Origin of the sequence: Massilia sp. DJPM01, from assembly GCF_030348125.1 — a bacterium.
Taxonomy (GTDB): domain Bacteria; phylum Pseudomonadota; class Gammaproteobacteria; order Burkholderiales; family Burkholderiaceae_D; genus Telluria_A; species Telluria_A frigida.
In genome coordinates, this window is the sequence record NZ_JAQOZV010000028.1 from 69366 (window position 1) to 91004 (window position 21639).

Genomic DNA, 21639 nt, shown 5'->3' on the forward strand with positions numbered 1-21639 from the left:
CGTAGACGTAGGCGGTGATGCGCGCCTCCGCAGTGCCGGCGCCATCGGTCGTGCTCAGCAGATTGCCGACTGCATCGTAGTGATGACTGGTGACCTTGCCCAGGGCATCGGTTTCCGACGTCTTGCGCCCCAGCAAATCATAGCTGGCCACACTGGTGCGCTCCAGGGCCGTGCCCTGGTACAGCGTGGTGGCGCTGCGGTTGCCCAGCACATCGTAGGTATAGGCACTGACGGCGCCGTTGCTGTCCGTCATGGCGGTCTGGCGATGCATGCTATCGTAGGCGAATTGCTTGACCGACTTCAGGTCGCCCGGCAGCGCCTGCGGCTGGCCGCCGGCCGGCAGCGCCACCCGTGTGGCGTAGGCGGTCGTGGTCTTGACGTTGCCGGCGGCATCGTAGTCCACCGTGCTCAGGTAACCTTCGGCGCTGCGCTGCGCCACGTTGCGGTTGAGCGCGTCGTAGTACAGGCGGGTGACTTGTTCGCTGGTGTTTTGCAGGTCCAGCTGGCGCCGCTTCTCGATGAGATTGCCGGCCGCATCGTAGGCATAGTCGGTGCGGAAACCATTCCCGTCGATCACCGCCACGGCCTGGTTGGCCGCGTCGTAGATGGTGGTCGTGGTGAAACCGCCGCGCAATTCGGACTGGCGGTTGCCCACGGCATCGTAAGTGTAGGTGGTGGTCACGCCGAGCCGGTCGGTGTGGGTCAGCAGGCGGTTGTCGGCATCGTAGCTGAAGCGTTCCTGCTTGATGCGCGCATCGGTCTTGGTCAGCAGATTGCCCACATTGTCGTAACCATACTTGGTGACATTGCCCAGCGGATCGGTTTGTTCGGTCAGGCGGTTGTTGGCGTCATAGCCGAAGCGCGTCTCGAAGCCGAGCGCATCGGCGCTGCTGGCAATATTATGGTTGGCGTCGTATTGATAGCTCGAAACGCCGCCCAGCGCATCCGTTTCTGTCAGGACATAGTTGCTGGCGTCATAGGTCCAGCGCGTGGTGGCCGCGCGGGCCGTTCCGGCGCCCGCCGTGCGGCTCATCAGATTGCCGACCTTGTCGTAGGCCGAGACCGTGACAGCGCCATCCGGGTCGACCCGGGAAACCAGGCGCCGCATGCCATCGTAGCCGTAGGTGGTGACGGCGCCGCCGGTGTCGCTGCTGCGCACCATGCTGCCGACCTTGTCGTATGCGTAAGACGTGACTTGGCCCAGGGCGTCGGTCTGGCTCAGCAGATGACCGGCGCCGTCATAGGCGAAGCGGGTCACGTTGCCGTTGCCGTCGGTGCTGGCGATGCGCTGCCCGAGCGCATCGTAGGCGTGGCGCGTGGTGCGGCCGAGCGCGTCGGTGGCGGCAAGCAGCCGGTTCAGCGCATCGAACTGATAGCTGCTGGCATTGCCGTTGGCGTCAGTGAACAAGGTGCGGTTGCCCACGGCATCGTAGGCGAACTGCGTTTCATTGCCGAGCGGATCTTTTTGCGTCACTACCCGGTTCAGCGCGTCGTAGGTGTAGGCGGTGGTGTGGCCGTTGCCATCGGTCGACGCGACCAGGTTGCCGACCGCGTCGTACCGGCGCGTGAAGTTGACCGGCCCGCCGCGCTCGGTGACCAGGCGGTTCATCGCATCGTAGCCGTAGCTCACGACGTGCGCGCGCGGATCAGTCGTGCTCACCCGGTTACCCAGCTTGTCGTAGGTGTAGCTGGTGGTATTGCCGACGGCGTCGGTCTGGCTGACCAGCCGCTTCAGGCTATCGTAGACAAAAGCGGTGCTATGCCCGTTGGCGTCGGTGCTGGCGATGACGTTGCCGACCAGGTCGTAGGCGTAGGTGGTGGTATTGCCCAGCGCATCGGTCTGGCTGACCATCTGGTTGGCGGCGTCGAAAGCGTAGCGCGTGACGAAGCCGGCCGCGTCGGTGCTGGAAACGCGGTTGCCGACCTTGTCGTAGCTGGCGCTGTCGACATGGCCCAGGGCATCGGTCTGGCTGAGCTGGCGGTTGTTGGCGTCGAAGCTGAAGCTGCTGGCGTTGCCATTGGCGTCGACCAGGCCGCTGCGGTTGCCCACCGCATCGTAGCTGTAGCGTGTCATGCCGCCGAGCGCATCGTCGGTGCGCACCAGGCGGTCGTCGGCATCGTAGACATACGCCGTCTTGCGGCCGAGCGCGTCGGTCTTGCCGATCAGGTTGCCGGCGCCATCGTAAGCGAACTCGGTGACGTTGCCGGCGGCATCCTTTTGGGTCACCAGGCGATTCAAGGCGTCGTAGCCATTGGTGGTGACGTTGCCGCGCGCATCGGTGGCCGTGACCCGGTTGCCATTCTTGTCATAGGTATAGCTCGTGACGCTGCCGCTGCGGTCTCTCTGCTGGACCAGGTTGCCGCCCGCATCGTAGGTCTTGCCCTCGCTGCGGCCATCAACATCGGTGCGATTGATGAGCACACCCAAGTGGTCGTAGACGAACCCGGTGGCGACACCCTGGGCATCGATCTGCTTGACCATCTGGTGCGCCAGATTGTATTCATAGCTGGTGATATTGCCCAGCGCATCGGTCAGGCTGGTGCGGTTGCCGACACTGTCGTAGCCGTAGGCGGTGACGCGGCCGAGCGGATCGGTTTGCGCCACCAGCTGGTTCACGACGTCGTAGGCGAAGCTGGTCGTATGCCCGTTGGCGTCGGTCACGCCGGAGCGGTTATCGACCGCATCGTAAGTGAAGGTGCTCGCATTTCCCAAAGCATCGATCTGCTTGACCAGGCGGCGGTCGGCATCGTACTCCATGCGCGTCACGCCGCCGTTGGCATCGGTGCGGGTGATCACATTGCCGACGCTGTCGTACACAGTCGAGGTGGTGTGGCCGAGGGCGGTGCTGTGGCTGAGCGCGCGCCCATTGGCGTCGTAAGTATAGCTCGTCAGGTGGCCGTTGGCGTCGGTGCTGCCGAGACGGTTACCGACGGCATCGTAGGTATTGAGCAAGATATTGCCCAGCGCGTCAGTGGTCTTGACCAGGCGGTTGAGCTTATCGTAGGCGTAGCGGCTGACGTTGCCGTTGGGGTCGGTCATCGTGGTACGGTTGCCGGCGGCATCGTAGGCATACGCGGTCACATTGCCCAGCGCATCGGTCGAGCTGATCAGGCGGTTAGCCTGATCGTAGGCATTCGTCACCAGCGGCGTGGAGTGATAGTTCACCACGGTCGTGAGGTTGCCGGCAGCATCGTAATTATGCTGGCTGCGCACGCCATTCGCCGCTTCCGTGAGGCGCAGGCGGTTCAGCACATCGTAGCTGTAGCTGGTGCGCGCGCCGTTCGCTTCGGTACGCAATACCAGATTGCCCGCGCCATCGTAAGCGAAGCGCGTGGTGTGGCCCAGCGCATCGGTTTCGGCAATGCGGCGGTTGCCCTTGTCGTAGACGTAGGTCGTGGTATGCGCATTGGCGTCGGTCACGCTGGTCTGGTTGCCCACGGCATCGTAGCCGTAGCCGGTAACGTGGCCGAGCGCATCCTTGCTGCTGACTAAACGGTTGAGCGCATCGTAGCTACTGCGGATGAGCGCGCCAGCGGCATCGGTTTGCGCGATCTGCAGGCCCACCGCATCGTAGGCGAAGCTGCTGACATTGCCCAGCGCATCGGTCTGGCTCAACAGGCGTCCATTGGCATCGTAGCTGAAGCTGGTCTTGTTGCCGTTCGCGTCCGTCGAGCTGAGCAGATTGCCGAGCAGGTCATAGCTGTAGGCGCTGGTGCCGCCGGCGGCGTCGACCTGCTTGACCAGCTTGTTCTCGGCATCGTAGGTGTAGGAAGTCGTGTTGCCGTTCGGATCGGTCTGGCTGATGCGGTTGCCGGCCGCATCGTAGGCGAAACTGCTCACCTGGCCCAGGGCGTCGGTCTGGCTGGTCAGGCGGTTGGCGGCATCGTAGGCGAAGGTCGTGACGTTGCCGTTGCCGTCGGTGCTGCTGATGCGATTGCCGGCCTGGTCGTATCCGAGCGTCGAGACGGTTTGATCGTTCCACGAGTTGTAATTGCGCGCTTCGGTCTTGACGAGGCGGCTGAGCACATCGAAGGTCGAATGCACCCTGCCACGGTGGTGCTGGTTGAACTTGTCCTGGTACAGCAGATTACCCTTGTTGTCATAACCGTAGGCGATGTAGTTGCCGGCCTCGTCGACCTGGCTCTGCACATCGCGCGCGCTGTCGTAGACGAACACCACCGCATTGCCGTTGGCGTCCGTGGTCTTGATGCGGTTGCCCACGACGTCGTAGGCATGGGTGGTCACGCCACCGAGCGCGTCCGTCACCGTCGCCAGCTGGTTGACCGCGTCGTAGGCGTAGGCGGTGGTGTGGCCGTTGGCGTCCCTGGTGCTGAGGAGATTGCCGACCAGGTCGTAGGTATGTGCGGTCGCATTACCAAGCGAATCGGTCTGGCTGCTCAGGCGTCCGTTGGCGTCGTACGAAGAGTGCGAGACATTCCCGGCGGCGTCGGTGACGGCGCTGACATTGCCTGCCTTGTCGTAGGCATACGCGGTCTTGCCGCCCAGGGCGCCGGTGCGGCTGAGCATCCGGTGCAGCGCATCGTAGGCGTACGTGCTGGTGTGCCCGTTCGCGTCGGTGCTGGCGATGCGGTTGCCCACCACGTCGTAGGCATAGGTGGTCGTGTTGCCGAGTGCATCGGTGACGCTGGTCTGGCGGTTCAGGCTATCGTAGCCGTAGGTGACGGCATGTCCGTTCGGATCGGTCGCCACCGTCCGCTGCCCTGCCCGGTCGTAGGCATAGTGGGTCACGTTGCCCAGCGCATCGGTATGGCTGACCACGCGGTCGCTGGCGTCGTAGGTGTAGCTGTCGAGTCCCGCTGCCGAGGCGAAGCCCGATTCACTGGTCTTGAGTATATTGCCGACCTTGTCGTAGAAATAATACAAGGTGACGCCGCGCCGCACGATACCGTTCTCTATGGTCATGAAGCGCGATTGCGACAACAGGCGGTTCAGGCTATCGTAGATGGACTCGGCGTACACGCCACGGGCATCCGTGACGCGCGAGCGATTGCCGTTCTTGTCGTAGGTGTAGCTGGTGGTGTTGCCCAGGGCATCGGTTTGGCTGCTGAGCTGGTTGGCCGCGTTATAGGCGAACTTGGTGACATGGCCATTCGCGTCGGTGCTGGCGACGCGGTTGCCGGCCGCATCGTACGTGCTGGCGGTCACGCCGCCGAGCGGATCGGTCTGGCTGATCAAACGGTTCAGCTTATCGTAGGCGAAGGTCGTGACAAAGCCGCTGACATCGGTCAGCGCGGTGCGGTTGCCGACCGCGTCGTAGCTGACATGGGCAACGTCGCCCAGGGCATTGGTCTCGCTCACGATCCGGTTGAGCGCATCGTAGGCGGTGCTGCTGACCTTGCCTGCCGCATCGGTCACGCTCAGGCGGTTGCCCACTTCATCGTAGCTGAACGCCGTCACGCCGCCCAGCGCATCGGTCTGGCTGAGGACGCGCCCATTGGCATCATAGGCGAACCGGGTCGGGTGGCCGTTGCCGTCGATGACGCCGATGCGGTTGCCGACCGCATCGTATTCGATGGCAGTGACGTTGCCCAGCGGATCAGTGGTCGCCGCCAGGCGGTTCAGTGCGTCGTAGGTATAGGTGGTGACGTGGCCATTCTTGTCGGTATGGCTGGTGCGGTTGCCGACCGCGTCGACGGTATACTTGTCGCCATTGTAGAGCGGATCGCGGTTGCCGATCAGGGCGCCGTTTTCGTCGTAATAGAACCAGCTGGCATGGCCCCGTGCGTCTTGCATATACTCCAGTTGGCCGAAGTCATCGTACTGGTAACGGGTACTGTTGCCCAAGGCATCGGTGCGGGTCTCGACCTGGTTGTCGTAGGCATAGGTGAAGGTGGTGGCATGGCCGTTGGCGTCGAGCACCTTGGTGCGGTTGCCGACCTTGTCGTAACTGAAGGTGGTCACGCCGCCGAGCGCATCGGTCACCGTGGCGAGGCGGTTGACTTTGTCGTAGGCATTGAGCGTGATGCGGCCCAGCGCATCCTGTTCGCTGATGCGGTTGCCCACGGCATCGTAAGCGAATTTGCTGACATGGCCAAGTGGATCGGTCTGGCAGACCAGGCGGTGATCGGCATCGTAGCCGTATCCGCTCAGATTGCCCTTGGCATCGGTGACCTGGATGCGGTTGCCGACGGCGTCATAGCTGGCGCTGCTGACGCCGCCGAGGGCGTCGGTCTGGCTGATCTGGCGGCCGAGCAAGTCGTAGGCGATGCTGACCGTGTTGCCGAGCGCGTCCGTACGACTGGTCTGGTTGCCGACCTCGTCGTAGGTGTAACTGGTCACGCCGCCCTTGGCGTCGGTCTGGCTGGTCAGGCGGTTGTTGGCATCGTAGGTATACCGCGTCTTGTTGCCGTTGGCGTCGACCGCCTCGATGCGGTTGCCCGCGGCATCGTGCTTGAACGTCGTGAAGTTACCCATGAAGTCGACCTGGCCGCTCAGGCGGTTGCCGGTATCGACCGTATTGCGGTGGTTGCTGTAAATTTGCTCGGTCTGGTTGCCGAACGCATCGTACAGGTATTTTCGACGCGCAACGATGCCCTCCTGGCTGACAATCCGTCCGGCGGTATCGTAGTGATAGGTATCGCGCGCGCCCTTGGCGTCGATCACTGTCATCCAGCTGCCCGTGTTGCCGCGGGGCGAGTAATCATAGGTGGTGGTGTTGCCCAGCGCATCGCTGCGGGTACTGATGCGGTTGATCTTGTCGTAGGTGAAGGTGGTCGCATGGCCGAGTGCATCGCTGCTCTCGATCTTGTTGCCCACCGCATCGTACGCATGGGTGGTGCGCGCGCCCAGCGCACTGGTTTCGCTCACGACCCGGCCATTGCCGTCATAGCCGTAGCCCCACAGCTGGCCGGCGGCGTCGGTGATGCCGACCCGGTTGCCGACCGCGTCGTAGGCGTAGGTTTGCCGCTGGCCGAGCGCATCGGTGACGCTGATCAGTTGATTGTTGGCGTCATACGCGTTGAGGGTGCGGGCGCCACGCGCGTCCACGCTCTCCGTGCGGTTGCCGCTCTGATCGTAGCTGGAGCTGGTGACATTGCCCAGCGCATCGGTTTGCGACAGCAGCAAATTGCCGGCGTCATAGCTGAAGCTGGTGACGTTGCCGTTGCCGTCGGTCTGGCTGGTCTGGTTGCCATTGGCGTCATAGGTGACGCTGGTGACATTGCCCAGGCCATCGGTGCGGCTCAGCTGGCGGTTCAGCTTATCGTAGGTGAAGGTGACGGTCTGGTCCTGGTCGGAGACGGTCACGACCGGCTTTTCCCATGTGGTCCAATTGGTCGTCGGCGGTGCGACGGCGGTGGCGTAGCGGGTCTGCGCGATCAGGTTGCCGTTCTGGTCGTACTCATTGTGCGTCACATAACCAAGACTGTCGACGCTATCGGTCAGGCGGTTATCGGCATCGTAATAGTTGTGGGTGATGGCGCCGTTCAGGCCGAGCAACTGGTACACATTGCCGTTGGCGTCGCGGTAATGGTAGACGCCCCGGTACAGCGCGTCGTATTCGTGCTGGACCTGGCCGTGCTCGTCAAGATCGGTGGTGCTGCCGTTATTGTTGGCATCGACCGCATGCTGCGCCTGACCGTGGGTAAAACTGTAGTAGCCAGTCCGGTTGCCGAGCGCATCGATGCGCGCTTTCAGCTGGTTGACGGCATTGTATTCGCTGCGCGTGACGAACCCGAGCGCATCGGTACGGCTGATGCGGTTGCCCACCGGGTCGTAGCCGAAGCCTGTGCTCTGGCCCAGCGGGTCGGTCGACTCCACCAGGCGGTCCAGCGCGTCATAGCTGAAGCTGGTGGCGTTCCCCTTCACATCCACCGATTTGACGAGGTTGCCCACGGCATCGTAGTGGCTGGTCGTGACGCCGCCGCGCGCATCGGTGCTCTTGACTAGGCGATCGTTGCCGTCATAGACGAAATGCGTGCTGGCACCGCGCGCATCGACCTTGAGCAGCACATTGCCGGCGCCATCGTAGGTGGTGCTGGTGACCCCGCCTTCGGCGTCGACCATGCGTACCTGGCGTCCCAGCAGATCGATGCTGTAGCTGGTGGTGTTTCCGCGCGCATCGATCAGTGCGGTCGTGTTGCCGCTTTCATCGTACTGGTACTGCGTCACCTGGCCGAGCGCGTCGGTGGTGCTGACGCGGCGGTTGTCGGCATCGTAGGCGTGCACGGTGACCTGGCCCAGGCTGTCGGTGACCCGGGTCAGATTGCCGGCATCGTCATAGGCATAGCGAATTTGCCTGAGGCCGTGGCGGTAGCCAGTCAATTGTCCGGCCGGATTGTATTCGTAGTCGCCGTCACGGAAATTCGGATCGAGTTCGTTAAAGCGCTGCAGCACGCCATCGATCGCATTGTAGGTATATCGTTCACTGCCGGCGGCGCTGTCGCCGTCCAGCGTGTAGCCTTCGACCAGGCGATGCAGCGCGTCGTAGCGGAAGAAGCGATCGTTCTGGTTCGCATCGCGAACCATGGTCCGGTTACCCACGGCATCGTACTCGTAGCTGGTCACATTGCCGAGCGCGTCGGTGACGCTGGTATTCCGGTTGCGCGCATCGTAGGCGTAGGTGGTCGCGTGGCCGTTGGCGTCGACCGCTGTCACGCGGTTGCCGACCGCATCGAACACGGCGTGGCTGACGCCGCCCATCGGATCGGTCGTGCTGACGCGCTGGTCGACTTCATCGTAAGCATACTTGCGGGTATGGCCGTTGGCGTCGGTGTGGGTGAGAATGTTGCCGACAGCATCGTAACTCTGGCTGCTAACGCCGCCCAGGGCGTCGGTGCTCCGGACCAGCCGGTTGAGCGCATCGAACTGCTGGATGCTGACGGCGGCGCGCGGGTCGACACTGCGCACCAGATTGCCGTTCTTGTCGTACCCGAAGCTGGTCACATGGCCGAGCGCGCTGGTCTGGCTGACTTTACGGTTGAGCGCGTCGTAGGCAAATTGCGTCGCGTTTCCATTCGGGTCGATGCGCGCGGTCAGGTTGCCAGCAGCGTCGTAGGCGAACCTGGTGGCGGTTTCCAGGCCGTCGAACTGGGCAGTCTGGCGGTTGACCGCATCGAATTCACGCCGGATCCAAAAGTGCATCGGGTCGACGCTGCCCCCCTCGCCCCAGCGCGTATCTTCGTAATAGCGGTCTTCGTACAGCACATTGCCGACCGCGTCATGGGTAAAGTCGGTAATGCGGTACAGGCCGTTGTCTACCTCTTCGCCCGGGGTGCTGGTCGCTTGGGTCTCCATCATGGCGCCGCGCGTGGCCATGAAGGTTTCGGTGCCGCCGGTGTTGCGTTCAACTTCTTCGCGGATCTTGACCAGGCGGTTGGCACCGTCGTACCGGTATTCGACGATGTTGCCGAGCGCGTCGGTGACGCGGGTGCGGTTGCCGACGCCGTCGTACGCGTAGATCGTCGAGATCACCTCGACGTAGCTTTCCTTGCTGTCCCAGTAGTGGTACTGACCGGGCTGATGGGTGACCGGATCGTAATACGAGGAGTTCGATACGTTGTACTCGACCGTGGTGCGCGAGACGATGCTCTTGACCAAGCGGTTCATTGCATCGTATTCATACGCGGTGGCGTTGCCGTTGGCATCGACCGTGCGGGTGCGGTTGCCGGCGGCGTCGTACTCGGACAGGGTGACATGGCCCAGCGCATCGGTCACCTTGGTCAAGCGGTTTACCGCATCGTAGGCATAGGTGGTGCTGTTGCCGTTCTTGTCGGTCAGGACCGTACGGTTGCCGACCTTGTCGTAGGCGTATTGCTCGACATTGCCGAGCGCATCGGTGAGCTTGGTCAGGCGGTTTTCCGCGTCGTACTGGTAAGCCGTCAGATTCCCATTGCGGTCGATCGACTGCACCCGATTGCCCAGCTTGTCGTAGGCATAGGCTTCGCTATTGCCCAGTGCATCGGTCAGCTTGACCAGGCGATTGTCGGCATCGTAGAGCGACGCGGTGACATGCCCGTTTTCATCGGTGGCCGCGATGCGATTGCCGTTATTGTCATAGGCGAAGGTTTGGCTGTGTCCCAAGGCATCGGTCGAACCGGTCATCCGGTTGGCGCCATCGAAGCTATAGCTGGTCTGGTGGCCGTTGGCGTCGATCAGTGCCGTCCGGTTCATGCCATCGTAGGTGTAGCTGGTCGTGTTGCCGGCGCCATCGGTGCTGGCGACGACGCGGTTAAGCGCATCGAATTCGTACGCGGTGGTCTTGCCGTTGCGGTCGACGGAGGCGACCAGGTTGCCCACCGCATCATAGCGCAGCGTGGCACGGTAGGTGCTTGCCGCTACCGTGGCGGCATGCTGAACATGGCGGTTGACCTGGTGGCCGTATTCGTTGCCGTCGGCATCGACTCCATCGACGATGTAGTCATACCCGTCGACCAGGCGGTCTTCGCCGCGCGCCGGGAGTACGGTGTTCTCGGTGTCCGTCAAGCGGTTGTTGGCGTCGTAGCTGTAGAGCGTCGCGTGCGCGTTGCGGTCGAGCAGCGACAGGCGGTTGCCGACGGCATCGTAGGTATAGCTCTCTTCGTTGCCGAAGGCATCCTTGACGCCGAGCAGCTTGTCTTGCGCGCTGTAGCGATAGGTCGTGGCATGGCCGTTGCGGTCGACCTGGCTGGTGCGGTTGCCGACGGCATCGTAGCCGTAGGTTTCGGTGCTGCCCAGCGCATCGGTGCTGGAAATGACGCGGTTCAGGGCGTCATAGGCGTGACTGCGGCGGTTGCCGTTCCAGTCGGTCGTGACCAGCACGTTGCCAACCGCATCATAGGCGATCTTGCTGGTCGCACCCAGCGGATCGGTGCTGTGCACCAGGCGCCCCAGGGCATCGTACTGATAGACGCTGACGTTGCCGTTCAGGTCGGTGTAAGCGGTGCGATTGCCCATCGCATCGTAGCTGCTGCTGTCGGCATGGCCGAGCGCGTCGACCGTACCGACCAGGCGACCCAGGGCATCGTAGCGATAGCCGGTGATGTTACCGTTGGCGTCGGTCAGGGTGATGCGCTGGCCGGCGGCGTCAAGCGTAAACACGCTCCGGTAGCCAAGCGCGTCGACGGTGCCGGTGTGGCGATTCGCCGCGTCATACAAATACGTGCTCTTGTTGCCGTTGGCATCGATCAGCGCCGTCCGGTTGCCGGCGGCGTCATACTCGTAAGCCCTCACGCCGCCCAGGGGATCGGTCGACTTGAGCAGGCGATCGGCGCCATCGTACTCGAAACGGGTCTTGTTGCCGTTGGCGTCGATGGTTTCGATGCGGTTGCCATTGCCGTCGTAGACATGGCGGGTCGCCACGGCCTGGTCCAGGCTGCGCGCATTGTCCTGCAAATGGCCATTGGTGCGGACAGACTCGATGTAGCCGATGCGGATGACGCCATCGACGGTCTTGACCAGGCGGTTCAGCTCATCGTAGCTGAACACGGTCGCGTGGCCATTGGCGTCGACGATGCGGGTACGGTTGCCGAGATTGTCGTAGTCGTAGTGCGTTTTGTTGCCGAGCGCATCGGTCAAGTTCACGAGGCGATTGCGCTCGTCGTAAGTGTAGACGGTCGCGTGACCGTTCTTGTCGACCAGCCTGGTGCGGTTGCCGACGCTGTCGTAAGCGTAGGTCTCGGTCTGCCCCAGGGCATCGGTCAGCGCCACCAGGCGGTTGTTGGCATCATAAGCGTAGGCCGTACGCTGGCCATTCTGGTCGATCGCTTCGGTGCGGTTGCCCACCTTGTCGTAGGCGGCCCTGCTGGTATTGCCCAGCGCATCGGTCGACTGTAGCAGACGGCCGGCGGCGTCGTACACATAGCTGCTCACCTGCCCATTCTGATCGGTGGTGGCAACGCGGTTGCCGCCAAAGTCGTAGACGTGGGTGATGCTGTGGCCGAGCGCGTCGGTCGTGCCGGTCAGGCGGTTGACGGCGTCGTAGACATAGCTCGTCTTGTTGCCATTGGCGTCGGTCGCACTGATCCGGTTCAGGCCGTCGTACTGATAGGCGAGCGTGTGGCCGAGGGCGTCGGTGCTTGCGCTCAGGCGGTTCAGGGCGTCGTACACGTACACGGTGCGGTTGCCATTGCGGTCCACCATGGCGCTGCGGTTGCCGGCGGCATCGTATTCGAAGCGGGTCAGGTAATCGTGGCGCTGGCCGGCTACCACGGTGCTGAGACTATTCCTGATCCAGTGGCCCGCTACCAGCTCGGTGCCATTGATATCGAGCACGGCGTCGACCCAGACATCGTCGCGCACCAGCGCGACATCGCTGGCCGCACCGGTGGCGGCATCCTTGACCGCGACCAGGCGGTTGGCGGCATCGTACACATACTGGGTACTGTTGCCGTTGGCATTGATGCTCTCGATCCGGTTGCCGACCGCGTCGTACACATGGCGGGTCGCCACCACCTGCTCGAAGCTGCGGTTGACGCTCCACTCGCGCCACGGCGTTGTCTGCAGCGTGGCGGCATCCCATTCGGAGCCGTACTTCTGCACGTAGTCGATGACGGTGCGGGCGTCGATGGTCTTGACCAGGCGGTTGACCTCGTCGTACTGGTACAGGGTCGCGTGGCCGCGTGCATCGATGACGCTGCTGCGGTTGCCGACCTTGTCGTACTGGTACTGGCTGGTGTTACCCAGCGCATCGGTTTGCGCGATGACGCGATGTTCGGCATCGTAAGCATACGTGGTCTTGTTGCCGTTGCGGTCGCTGACCACGGTCTGGTTGCCGACGCTGTCGTAGGTATACGCTTCGCTGTGGCCCAGCGCATCGGTGAAGCCGGCCAGGCGCCGATTGGCGTCGTAGACATAGCGCGTCACGTGACCGTTGCGGTCGGTCGATGCGATCCGGTTGCCGACCCGGTCATAGGCATACGCTTCGCTGTGGCCGAGCGCATCGCTCATCTGGACCAGCCGATTGGCGGCGTCGTAGGCGAAGGACGTGATTTGGCCGTTGCGGTCGGTCACGGCACTGCGGTTGCCGGCTGCGTCGTAGCTGAGCAATTCGGTATTGCCCAAGGCATCGGTGGTCTTGACCAGGCGGTTGCCGGCATCGTAGGCATACGCCGTCTTGTTGCCGTTGGCGTCAGTCAGGCCGATGCGGTTGAGCGCATCGTACTGATAGCTGGTACTGTGGCCGAGGGCGTCGGTGCTGGAGACCAGGCGGTCCAGCGCGTCGTAGACGAAGCGGGTCTTGTTGCCGTTCGCATCGATCAGGGCCGTGCGGTTGCCGACATCGTCATATTCGTAGGTGGTGACCAGCGCGGCCGCGAGCGGTGCCGGGGCGCCGCCCTGTATCGCCCAATCGGTCCAGTAGCCGACCTCCTTGCCATTGCTATCGCTACCCTGAGCGACCCAGAAACCGCTTTGCAATACCGCGCCCTGCTGCACGAGGGCCGGATCGGCGGCGGCGCCGGTGGCTTGCGCACGGATCGCGACCAGGCGCTTGCCGGCATCGTAGTCGTAGCGGGTCAGATGGCCATTGCGGTCGATCACGGCGGTACGGTTACCCACCAAGTCATATTCGTAATGCTCGACATTGCCCAGCGCATCGGTCGCGTTGCGCGGCCGGTTGGCCGCATCGTACACCGTGCGGCTGCTGTGGCCCTGCGCGTCGGTCTCGGTGATGCGGTTGCCGACGGCATCGTAGGCATAACTCGTCGTAAAGCCGAGCGCGTCAGTGGAGGCGACCAGGCGGTTGTTGGCGTCGAAACTGCTCAGGGTGACATTGCCGTTGGCATCGGTCAGGCTGGTCTGGTTGCCGACGGCGTCATAGCCGAACGCGCTCACCTGGCCGAGCGCATCGGTGCGGCTCAGCAGGCGCGAGGCGGCGTCGAACACCTGGCTGGTAGTATGTCCGTTGGCGTCACTTGTGCTCAGCAAGTTGCCCTTGGCATCATAGCTGAACGTGGTCACCAGGCCCAGGGCGTCGATCTGGCGCGTCAAGCGCTTGGCGGCGTCGTAGACGAAGGTCGTCACGTTGCCGTTGGCGTCAGTACGCGCGACCCGGTTGCCGGCGCCATCGTACTGCTGCACGCTTTCGCCGCCGAGCGGGTCGACCGTCTTGAGCAAGCGGTTGGCGCCGTCGTAGACGTAGCTGGTGCGGTGCTGGTTAGCGTCGATGGTGGCGATGCGGTTGCCGACGCCGTCGTACACATAGCGCGTGGCGATCTTGCGCTCGTAGCTGCGGTCGTTGGCGCTGTTGCCGTTCGGGTCGGCGATGATCTCGGTGCGCTGCGCCGTGATGGTCTTGACCAGGCGGTTGGCTTGATCGTACTCGTAGTCGGTGGCGTTGCCGTTCGCATCGGTCATCCGGGTGCGGTTGCCGACATTGTCGTAAGCAAAAGCGGTAACCGCATTGAGCGCGTCGGTCTGGCTGACCAGACGGTTGTTGCGGTCGAAAGCGAAGCGCGTCGCGTGGCCATTGCGGTCGACCAGCGCGGTACGGTTGCCGACGGCGTCGTAGGCATAGGTTTCCACCTTGCCGAGCGGATCGGTCAGCGAGACGACCCGGCCGGCGCCATCGTAGGTGTAGGTGCTGGTGTTGCCGTTCAAGTCACGCGACAGCACCAGGTTGCCGACCTGGTCGTAGGCGAACTGCTCGGTATTGCCGAGCGCATCCGTATGCAGCGCCAGGCGATTGGCGGCGTCGTACTGATAGGTGCTGATGGCGCCGCTCTGATCGCTTGAACGGGTCTTGTTGCCAACCTTGTCGTAGCCGTAGGAAACGGTATTTCCAAGCGGATCGGTGCTGCCGCTGAGGCGATTGGCGGCATCGTAGGTGAAATTGGTCGTATTGCCATTGGCGTCGGTGAGGCCGGTACGATTGACCCCATCGTACTGGTAGCGCGTGGTGTTGCCGGCGCCATCGGTACTGGCCACCAGACGGTTGGCGGCATCGTACAGCTTGCTCGTCTGCCTGCCGTTGGCGTCGATTTGCACGCGCTCATTGCCGACCGCATCGTAGACGAAATGGGTCAGCAGTTCATGCGTTTCGGCCGGGTCGACGCCGACAAAGGCGCCGTGGTCTTCATAATAGCCGCCCGCGGTGTTACTGGCATCGGCCACCCACTCGACCTTGGCGACCCATTTCTGGTCGCCGGCAGCGCTGCTGACCTGCTGGCGCACGTTAATCAGGCGGCTTGCCTTGTCGTAATCGTAGCTGGTGGCATGTCCGTTGGCGTCGATGTGCGCGATCCGGTTGCCCACGCTGTCATAGGCATAGCGGGTCTGCCCACCGAGGCTGTCGGTGATCACGGTCTGGCGGCCAGCGGCGTCGTAGGCATAGCTGCTCAGATTGCCGTTGGCGTCGAGGTAGGCGGTACGGTTGCCGATCTTGTCGTAGCTGTAGGTTTCCGTCTGTCCCATGCCATTGGTTTGCTGGACCAGACGCTTGAGCGCATCGTAGCGCAAGGTGCTGACATGGCCGTTGGCGTCGGTCGTGCTGATGCGGTTGCCGGCGGCGTCGTAGGCGTGGACCGTGGCCGCGCCAAGCGCGTCGGTCTGCGCCGTCAGGCGGTTCTGGCTATCGTAGGCGAACTGGGTCGCATTGCCGTTGGCGTCGGTCTGACTGGTCTTGTTGCCGTTGGCGTCGTAGCGGTAGCTGGTCACATTGCCCAGCGCATCGCTGCTGCTGACAACCCGGTTTTCCGCATCGTAGGCGAAGGTGCTGGCGTGGCCGTTCGGATCGATGACCGTGGTGGCATTGCCGCCAAGGTCGTACTGGTAGACGGTGCGCAGTGCCAGGCCGTTCGGGTCGACCACTTCGGCCACGCGGCGGCCGAGCTGGTCGTAGCTGTAGCTGGTCGTGCGCACGTCGCCGTTGGCGTCGCCGCGCACCACGCTCAGGGTGTGGCCCTGGGCGTCGTAGCTATACTCGGTGCGCAGGTTCAGGCCGGCCGGGTCGAGCACGACCCGGACTTGCTGGCCGTTACGGTCGTATTCGGTGGTGCTCAAGGTGCCGTTGGCATCAAGCATGGCCACCATGTCGCCCTTGGCGTCGTAGGTCCAGCTGGTGGTCAGATTCAGGCCGGCCGTGTCGACGCGCTGGCTGAGGCGGCGATTGGCCGCGTCGTAGCTGTATGCGGTCGTCATCCCGTTGCGGTCCGTGGTCGAGAACAGGCGGTCGGCCTGGTCGAACACCTGGGTGGTATCGTTGCCGACGGCATCGGTGACACGCACCAGGTTGCCGTTCAAGTCGTAGGCGAAGCTGGCCGTGTTGCCGTTGCCATCGATGATGCTGATGACCTGCCCGAATGCGTTGCGGGTCGTGCTGGTGCTGACGCCGTCGGCGGCGGTGATGGTGATGCTGCGCTGCTGGTCGTCGTAGGCGTAGCGCGTGACCTGGCCCATCGCGTCGGTCTGGGTCAGCACCCGGTCGAACGCATCGTAGCTGGTGGCGATGGCCGCGCCCATGGCGTCGCGCGTGGTGACGGTGCGCCCGTTGCGGTCGAATGTGCTGGTGCGCAGGTGGCCGTTGGCGTCCACGCTGGCCACGGCGCGCCCGAAGGCATCGTACTGGGTGCTGGTGGCGCGGTTCAAGCCGCCCAGGCCGTCGATCTGGCCGGTGCGCAGGCCGCGCTTGTCGTAGCTGAAGCTGACCAATTCGCTGACGGCGGCGCTGATCGGGCGGCGCTGGGCCAGCAAGTCGCCGTAGGCGTTGTAGCTGAAACCGGTGGTGTTGCCCAGGCCATCGATCAAGGCCTTGATCTGGCCGCGCAGATCGTAGTCGCGCTGGATCAGGGTATCGCGCAGCGGATCGCTGGCCGCCGCCAGCAGCGTCAGCAGGCTGCCATTGGCGCCGCCGGCGAGACCCGCGGTGGCAATCCGGCTGGCATAGGTGATCGTGGCGCTCGCTTCGCCAAACGCGTTGTAGCGCGTGCCCGTCACTTCGCCCAGCGCGTTGACGCTGTGCGTCTGGCGCCCGGCCGCGTCATAAAAGAACAGGGTGCTCTGGCCCAGCGCATCGGTGGCGCGGGTCAGGTGGCCATGCTTGTCGTACTGGTAGTTGGTGCCGTAATCGGCCCATACTTGGGCGTCCAGGGCGGCGTTGCCGCTCAGGTGGCTGGCGCCCTGCGCCGACAGGCTGGCGATGCGGCGGCCCTGCAGGTCGTATTGATTGAGCTCGGTGCGCTGGCCGGCGCTGGCGGCGGCGCGGATGGTCGAGACCAGATTGCCGACGCTATCGTAGTGCATGCGGCTCTGGGTGCCGTCGAAGTCAGTGAGCTGCGCCAGCTGGTTGAGCGCATTGTAGGCGTAGGAGCGGCTTTGGTCGGCCGGGCTGGCTTGCGGACGGATCGCGGCCAGGGTCGCGCCAGGGGCCGTGCTGGCGACCTTGTTGGCGAAGCGGGTGGCGCGGCTCTGGTTGCCGGCCAGATCGTAGTCCGTGGTCGTCAGATAGCCTTCGGCGTCCACGCTGCCGATCAACTGGCCGCGCGCATCGTAGTACTGCTTGACGTGGATGTCGGCATCCGAGGCGGCCGGCATCAGCTCGGCCAGGGTGGCGCTGCTGCGCAGGGCGCTGCTGGTGGCGCTGGCGTAGCGCACCATCTCGGTCAGCTGGCCGGCGCCGTCGTATTTGTTCTCGGTCAGGAAGCCCTCGGCGTCCAGCTTGCCCACCAGGCGGCCGTCGGCGTCGTAAAAATTGCGCACGTGGCGGTCGTCGGCGCTGGACGTGACGACGACGTCGGCCAGCGTGACGCTGGCCGGCAAGGCTGCCAGGTCGAGCGCGCTGTTGTAGCGCACCACATCGGTCAGGCGCGCGGCGGCATCAAAAAACTGCTGGGTCACGTACCCGGCTTCGTCGATCGTGTAGATCAGGCGGTTGTCCTTGTCGTACACCTGGCGTACCACGCGGTCAAGGCTTGCCGCTTGCGGACGGATTGCGGCCATGCTTGGCGTGACTGGCGCGCCGTTGGCGTCGGCCAGCAGCTGCACATCGACCAGGGTGGCGTAGCGGATCGACTTGACCAGGTTGCCGCTGGCGTCGAAAACGCTCTCGGTCAGGGCGCCCATGCCATCGATCATGGCGACGCGCCGGCCCATCTCGTCGTAGATGAAATGGGTGCGCACGCCGGCCGCGTCCTGGGTGCTGGTCAGGCGCCCGTTGGCATCGTATACATTGCGTGCCGCGCCCAGCACTGCGCCGCCATTGTGGCTGCTCTGGATGACGCTGGTCAGCTCGCCACTGGCGTCGTAGGTCGCCGTCGACGCCAGGCCGTTGGCCTGGATCGTGACGGTCTTGTTGTGGGCGTCGTCGTACTGGGTCAAGGTTTGCTGGCCCAGCGCGTCGGTGCTCGACAGCAGGCGGTCCAGGCCATCGTAACTGTAGCTGGTGACCATCGATGCGCCGCGCGGGTCGATCGACTTGAGCAAGCGCCCTTCCTGGTCGTAGACGTAGCGGGTGGTGGCGCCGCCCTCGGGCACGCCCTTGCCGGCCGCGTCGAGCGCCGTGTAGGTCGTCGACGAGGCCAGCTGGCCGCGAAAGTCGTAGGTATAGTCGATCCGTTCGGCCTGGGACTTGTCGTGGGCCTCGACCCATGCCGCGACCGCCGCTTCGCTGACGCTGGCGTTTTCGGCGAGCGCGGCGACGTCGAACTGGGCGCCGGCGTAGCCGATCTGGGCAGTTTTCTGGCCTTTGGCATCGTACTGGAATTCGGTGACGCGGCCGCTAGCGCTGACGGAAAAGCGCAGGTGGCCGCGGCTGTCGTAGGCGTAGCGGCTCACCAGTGGCGCGCCGGCGCCCATGCGGATCGACTCGGTCAGCTTGAGGTTGGTGCTGCCGTAGGTGCGCGCCACCGTGTTGCCCAGGGCATCTTGCTGGAGTGTCTGGTTGCCCCGTCCGTCGTACTGCATGGTAACGGCATTGCCGCTGCCGTCGGTGACCTGGGTGACGTTACCGCTGGCATCGTAGGTGTAGCTGGTGCGCACACGCACCCCGTTCACCGCGGGGCTGAGCACGTCGGTCAGCTGGTTGCTGGCGTCGTAGCCGAAGGTGGTGACGTAGCCGAGCGGATCGGTCATCTCGGTGCGGCGGTTGACGCTATCGTAGGCCAGGCGCGTGATGCGGCCCTGGGCATCGGTCATGCTGGCCACTTTATAGTCGGCGCCGACCTGCAGATAGGTGAACGCCAGTACGCTGCCGTCGGTCTGGGTGATGGTGGCGATACGGCGGCTGCTGCCGTCGTAGGTGTAGGCGGTACGGTAGACGTTGCCGTCGGCGACGCTATTGTCGTCCGGGCTCAGATCGACCGTCACGCTGGCCAGGCGGTTGCTGGCGTCGTAGGTGTAGCGGGTGCTGGTTTGGGTCACGCCCTCGCTGACGGTGCGGATCTGCGACAGGTTGTTGCCGGTATAGTCGAAGTGCAGCACGTCGCCCGAGGACGAGGTGACGCTCTTGAGCAGGCGGCCGCTATAGGTAAAGGTGCTGGCGTTGCCGTCGGTATCGCTTGCGGAAATGATCAAACCGGTGGCGTTATAGACCTCCGTCGATTGCGTGTCGCCATCGGTCCAGTTCCAGGTCTGCGGCTTGGCGCCGTTCGCGGCGCTGAAGCTGATGGTGTCGAAGGCCCCCTTGCCGCTGGTGCCCACGTACAGCCCGCGCGTTGCATCGTAGTGGTAGACGCTGGTGGTGCCGTCGCCATCGGTGCGGGTGACGGTGCCGCCCGCCGCATTCAGCTTGCCGGCTGCAGCCACCTTCTTGTAGCTGCCGAAGCGGAAGTTGTCGCCGTTGTCGGCGTCGATGTAGAAGCCGAGTTTGTCGGTAAACGCCCCCTGGCTGTTATAGGTGCGGGTCAGGGCCGTGTCGAAGCCGCGCGAGGCCAGGAACTCGTCGCGGTTCTGCACCACCAGATTGCCGTTGGCGGCGTTGACATACACTTGATTGCCATTGCGGCCGAACGTTGCGTTGCCAACCGCGCCCTGCTGCCCGCCCAACGCATACATTGAACCACCGATGAGACCCAAACCGCCGCCGCTGACAATCGCTACCATAGTGTGTTTGTCCTGTAACTAATTAATTGATTTATGTTGTATAAAAACTATGATCGACACGCAAAAATTTACCGATAACCATATATCCACGGAAATTTTTTTTAGTTTAGGTATTTAGCCTCGGAAATGAAAATATTTCCTAATTCATACTTTTTTGTTTCCGCACGGGAATTTTCACAACAAATGCCGCGCAGAATAGTAATATATGAACAAGTTTATGCGACGCGCAATATGTTGCCTGGCAGGCAAGAAGCGGCTGGCTTAGGTAGCCCTCAGGCGCAGCCTGAGCTCCTTGTAGCCCTGGAACAGGCCGCAATCGACGAGAATGTTGCTCGCGCCGGAACTCAGGAGGTATTTGGAAGCGGTGACAGTTCCAGTCGCACCGAGAAATTTGAGCTTCACGATACCTTTCTAGAGTAAAAAGTGGACTATGAATCAGCTGAGCATTCAGGCTAAATACTTGACTCACATCAAAACAGACGAGGAGCAGCCGGGAGAAGGCCAGAAATGACGCATAAGCCAAAAAGTAATAAGGAACGGTGTTTCTTTGGCGTGCCAATGCGGCCAGCGGCGCGAAAGCCATCGAACTGCAAAAGAAGGGCATGGACTTGCTCTCGTGCAGCATCTCGAAAGCGCATGAAGTGGAACGCAAAACGCTCCATTTGATCAAGAATGTGGCTGCTTCCACCGACAAACTGGTACAGGCCAATCCATGGCGCTCGGCGGCAGGGTCGGGTTTGCTGGGCGCAGGCATCGGACTGGTGCTGGGCATTGCCCGCGCGCGCGACTGGCGACTAGTGTCGTGCTATGGGGCTGCCGCGACCCGATTGCGCCCCGTGTTCTTGGCGCGATACATGGCGCCATCGGCGTCATTCAACAATGCGCTCCAATGTGCATGCTGCTCCGTCAGCATTGCAACGCCGAAGCTGGCCGTGAAGCGCAGTGTGCCTTGCGGCGTGGCGACGGCGAGCTGCTCAATGTCTCCGCGCATGCGCTCGGCACAGCGAATGGCATCGGCCATACGCGTCTCGGGCATGATGGCGACGAACTCTTCGCCCCCGATGCGGCCGAAATGGTCGATCGAGCGCAAGGTGCCGACGCAGGTACTGGCCAGCTGGCGGATCACTTCGTCACCGACCGCGTGCCCAAACTCATCGTTGATACGCTTGAAGTGATCGATGTCGAGCATGGCCACCGCGAGCGGGCGCCCGTGCCGGCGGGCCAGCACGATGTCGCGCTCGGCCAGTTCGGTCAGGAAGGCCTTGTTGCAGGCACCAGTCATGCTATCGTGACGCGAACTGTACAGCAGCGCTTTCTCTGATAAGAATGCACGCTGGCGAAACACGCGGATCGCGAGCATGAGGGTGGCCGCCATGATCAGCGAAAAGATATACAAGATCACGTTGTTGATGAAACCGAACGCAGTCAGCGTCGCGGCGCTCATCACGAAGAACATCAACGAGGGCAGGGCCACGATGGCTGCAAAGGTGGACAGCCGGATCGCGATCAGGGACACGGTGAACAAGCAGCCGGTGACGCCGGCCAGACCGTACAGCAAGCCGTTTGGCAGCATCGATGCGGCGAGGATGATGGCGCCGGCATGGGTGGTATAGATAAAACCGCAACGTTGCAACGGCGTCCAGCGCAAGGGCGTGGTCACATAGGCA

3 protein-coding genes (1 of these 3 cut by a window edge) are annotated in these 21639 nt (G+C 63.2%); all 3 read right to left on the reverse strand.

Features of this window, described 5'->3' with window-relative positions; translation table 11 throughout:
* On the reverse strand, positions 1-19924 hold the 5' portion of the coding sequence (locus PO883_RS18605; protein ID WP_289311082.1) for a polymorphic toxin-type HINT domain-containing protein. It extends 12839 nt beyond the left edge of the window; 19924 of the gene's 32763 nt are visible here — the first part of the coding sequence; the start codon lies at positions 19922-19924; its stop codon lies off the left edge, out of view.
* A 187-nt stretch (positions 19925-20111) separates the two neighbouring features.
* The gene (locus PO883_RS18610; protein ID WP_289311085.1) at positions 20112-20726 is read right to left on the reverse strand and encodes a hypothetical protein; all 615 of its coding nucleotides are present in this window, start codon (positions 20724-20726) and stop codon (positions 20112-20114) included.
* A gap of 51 nt (positions 20727-20777) precedes the next feature.
* Positions 20778-21639 (reverse strand): GGDEF domain-containing protein (locus PO883_RS18615; protein WP_289311083.1); only part of this gene is annotated, 862 nt, incomplete at its 5' end.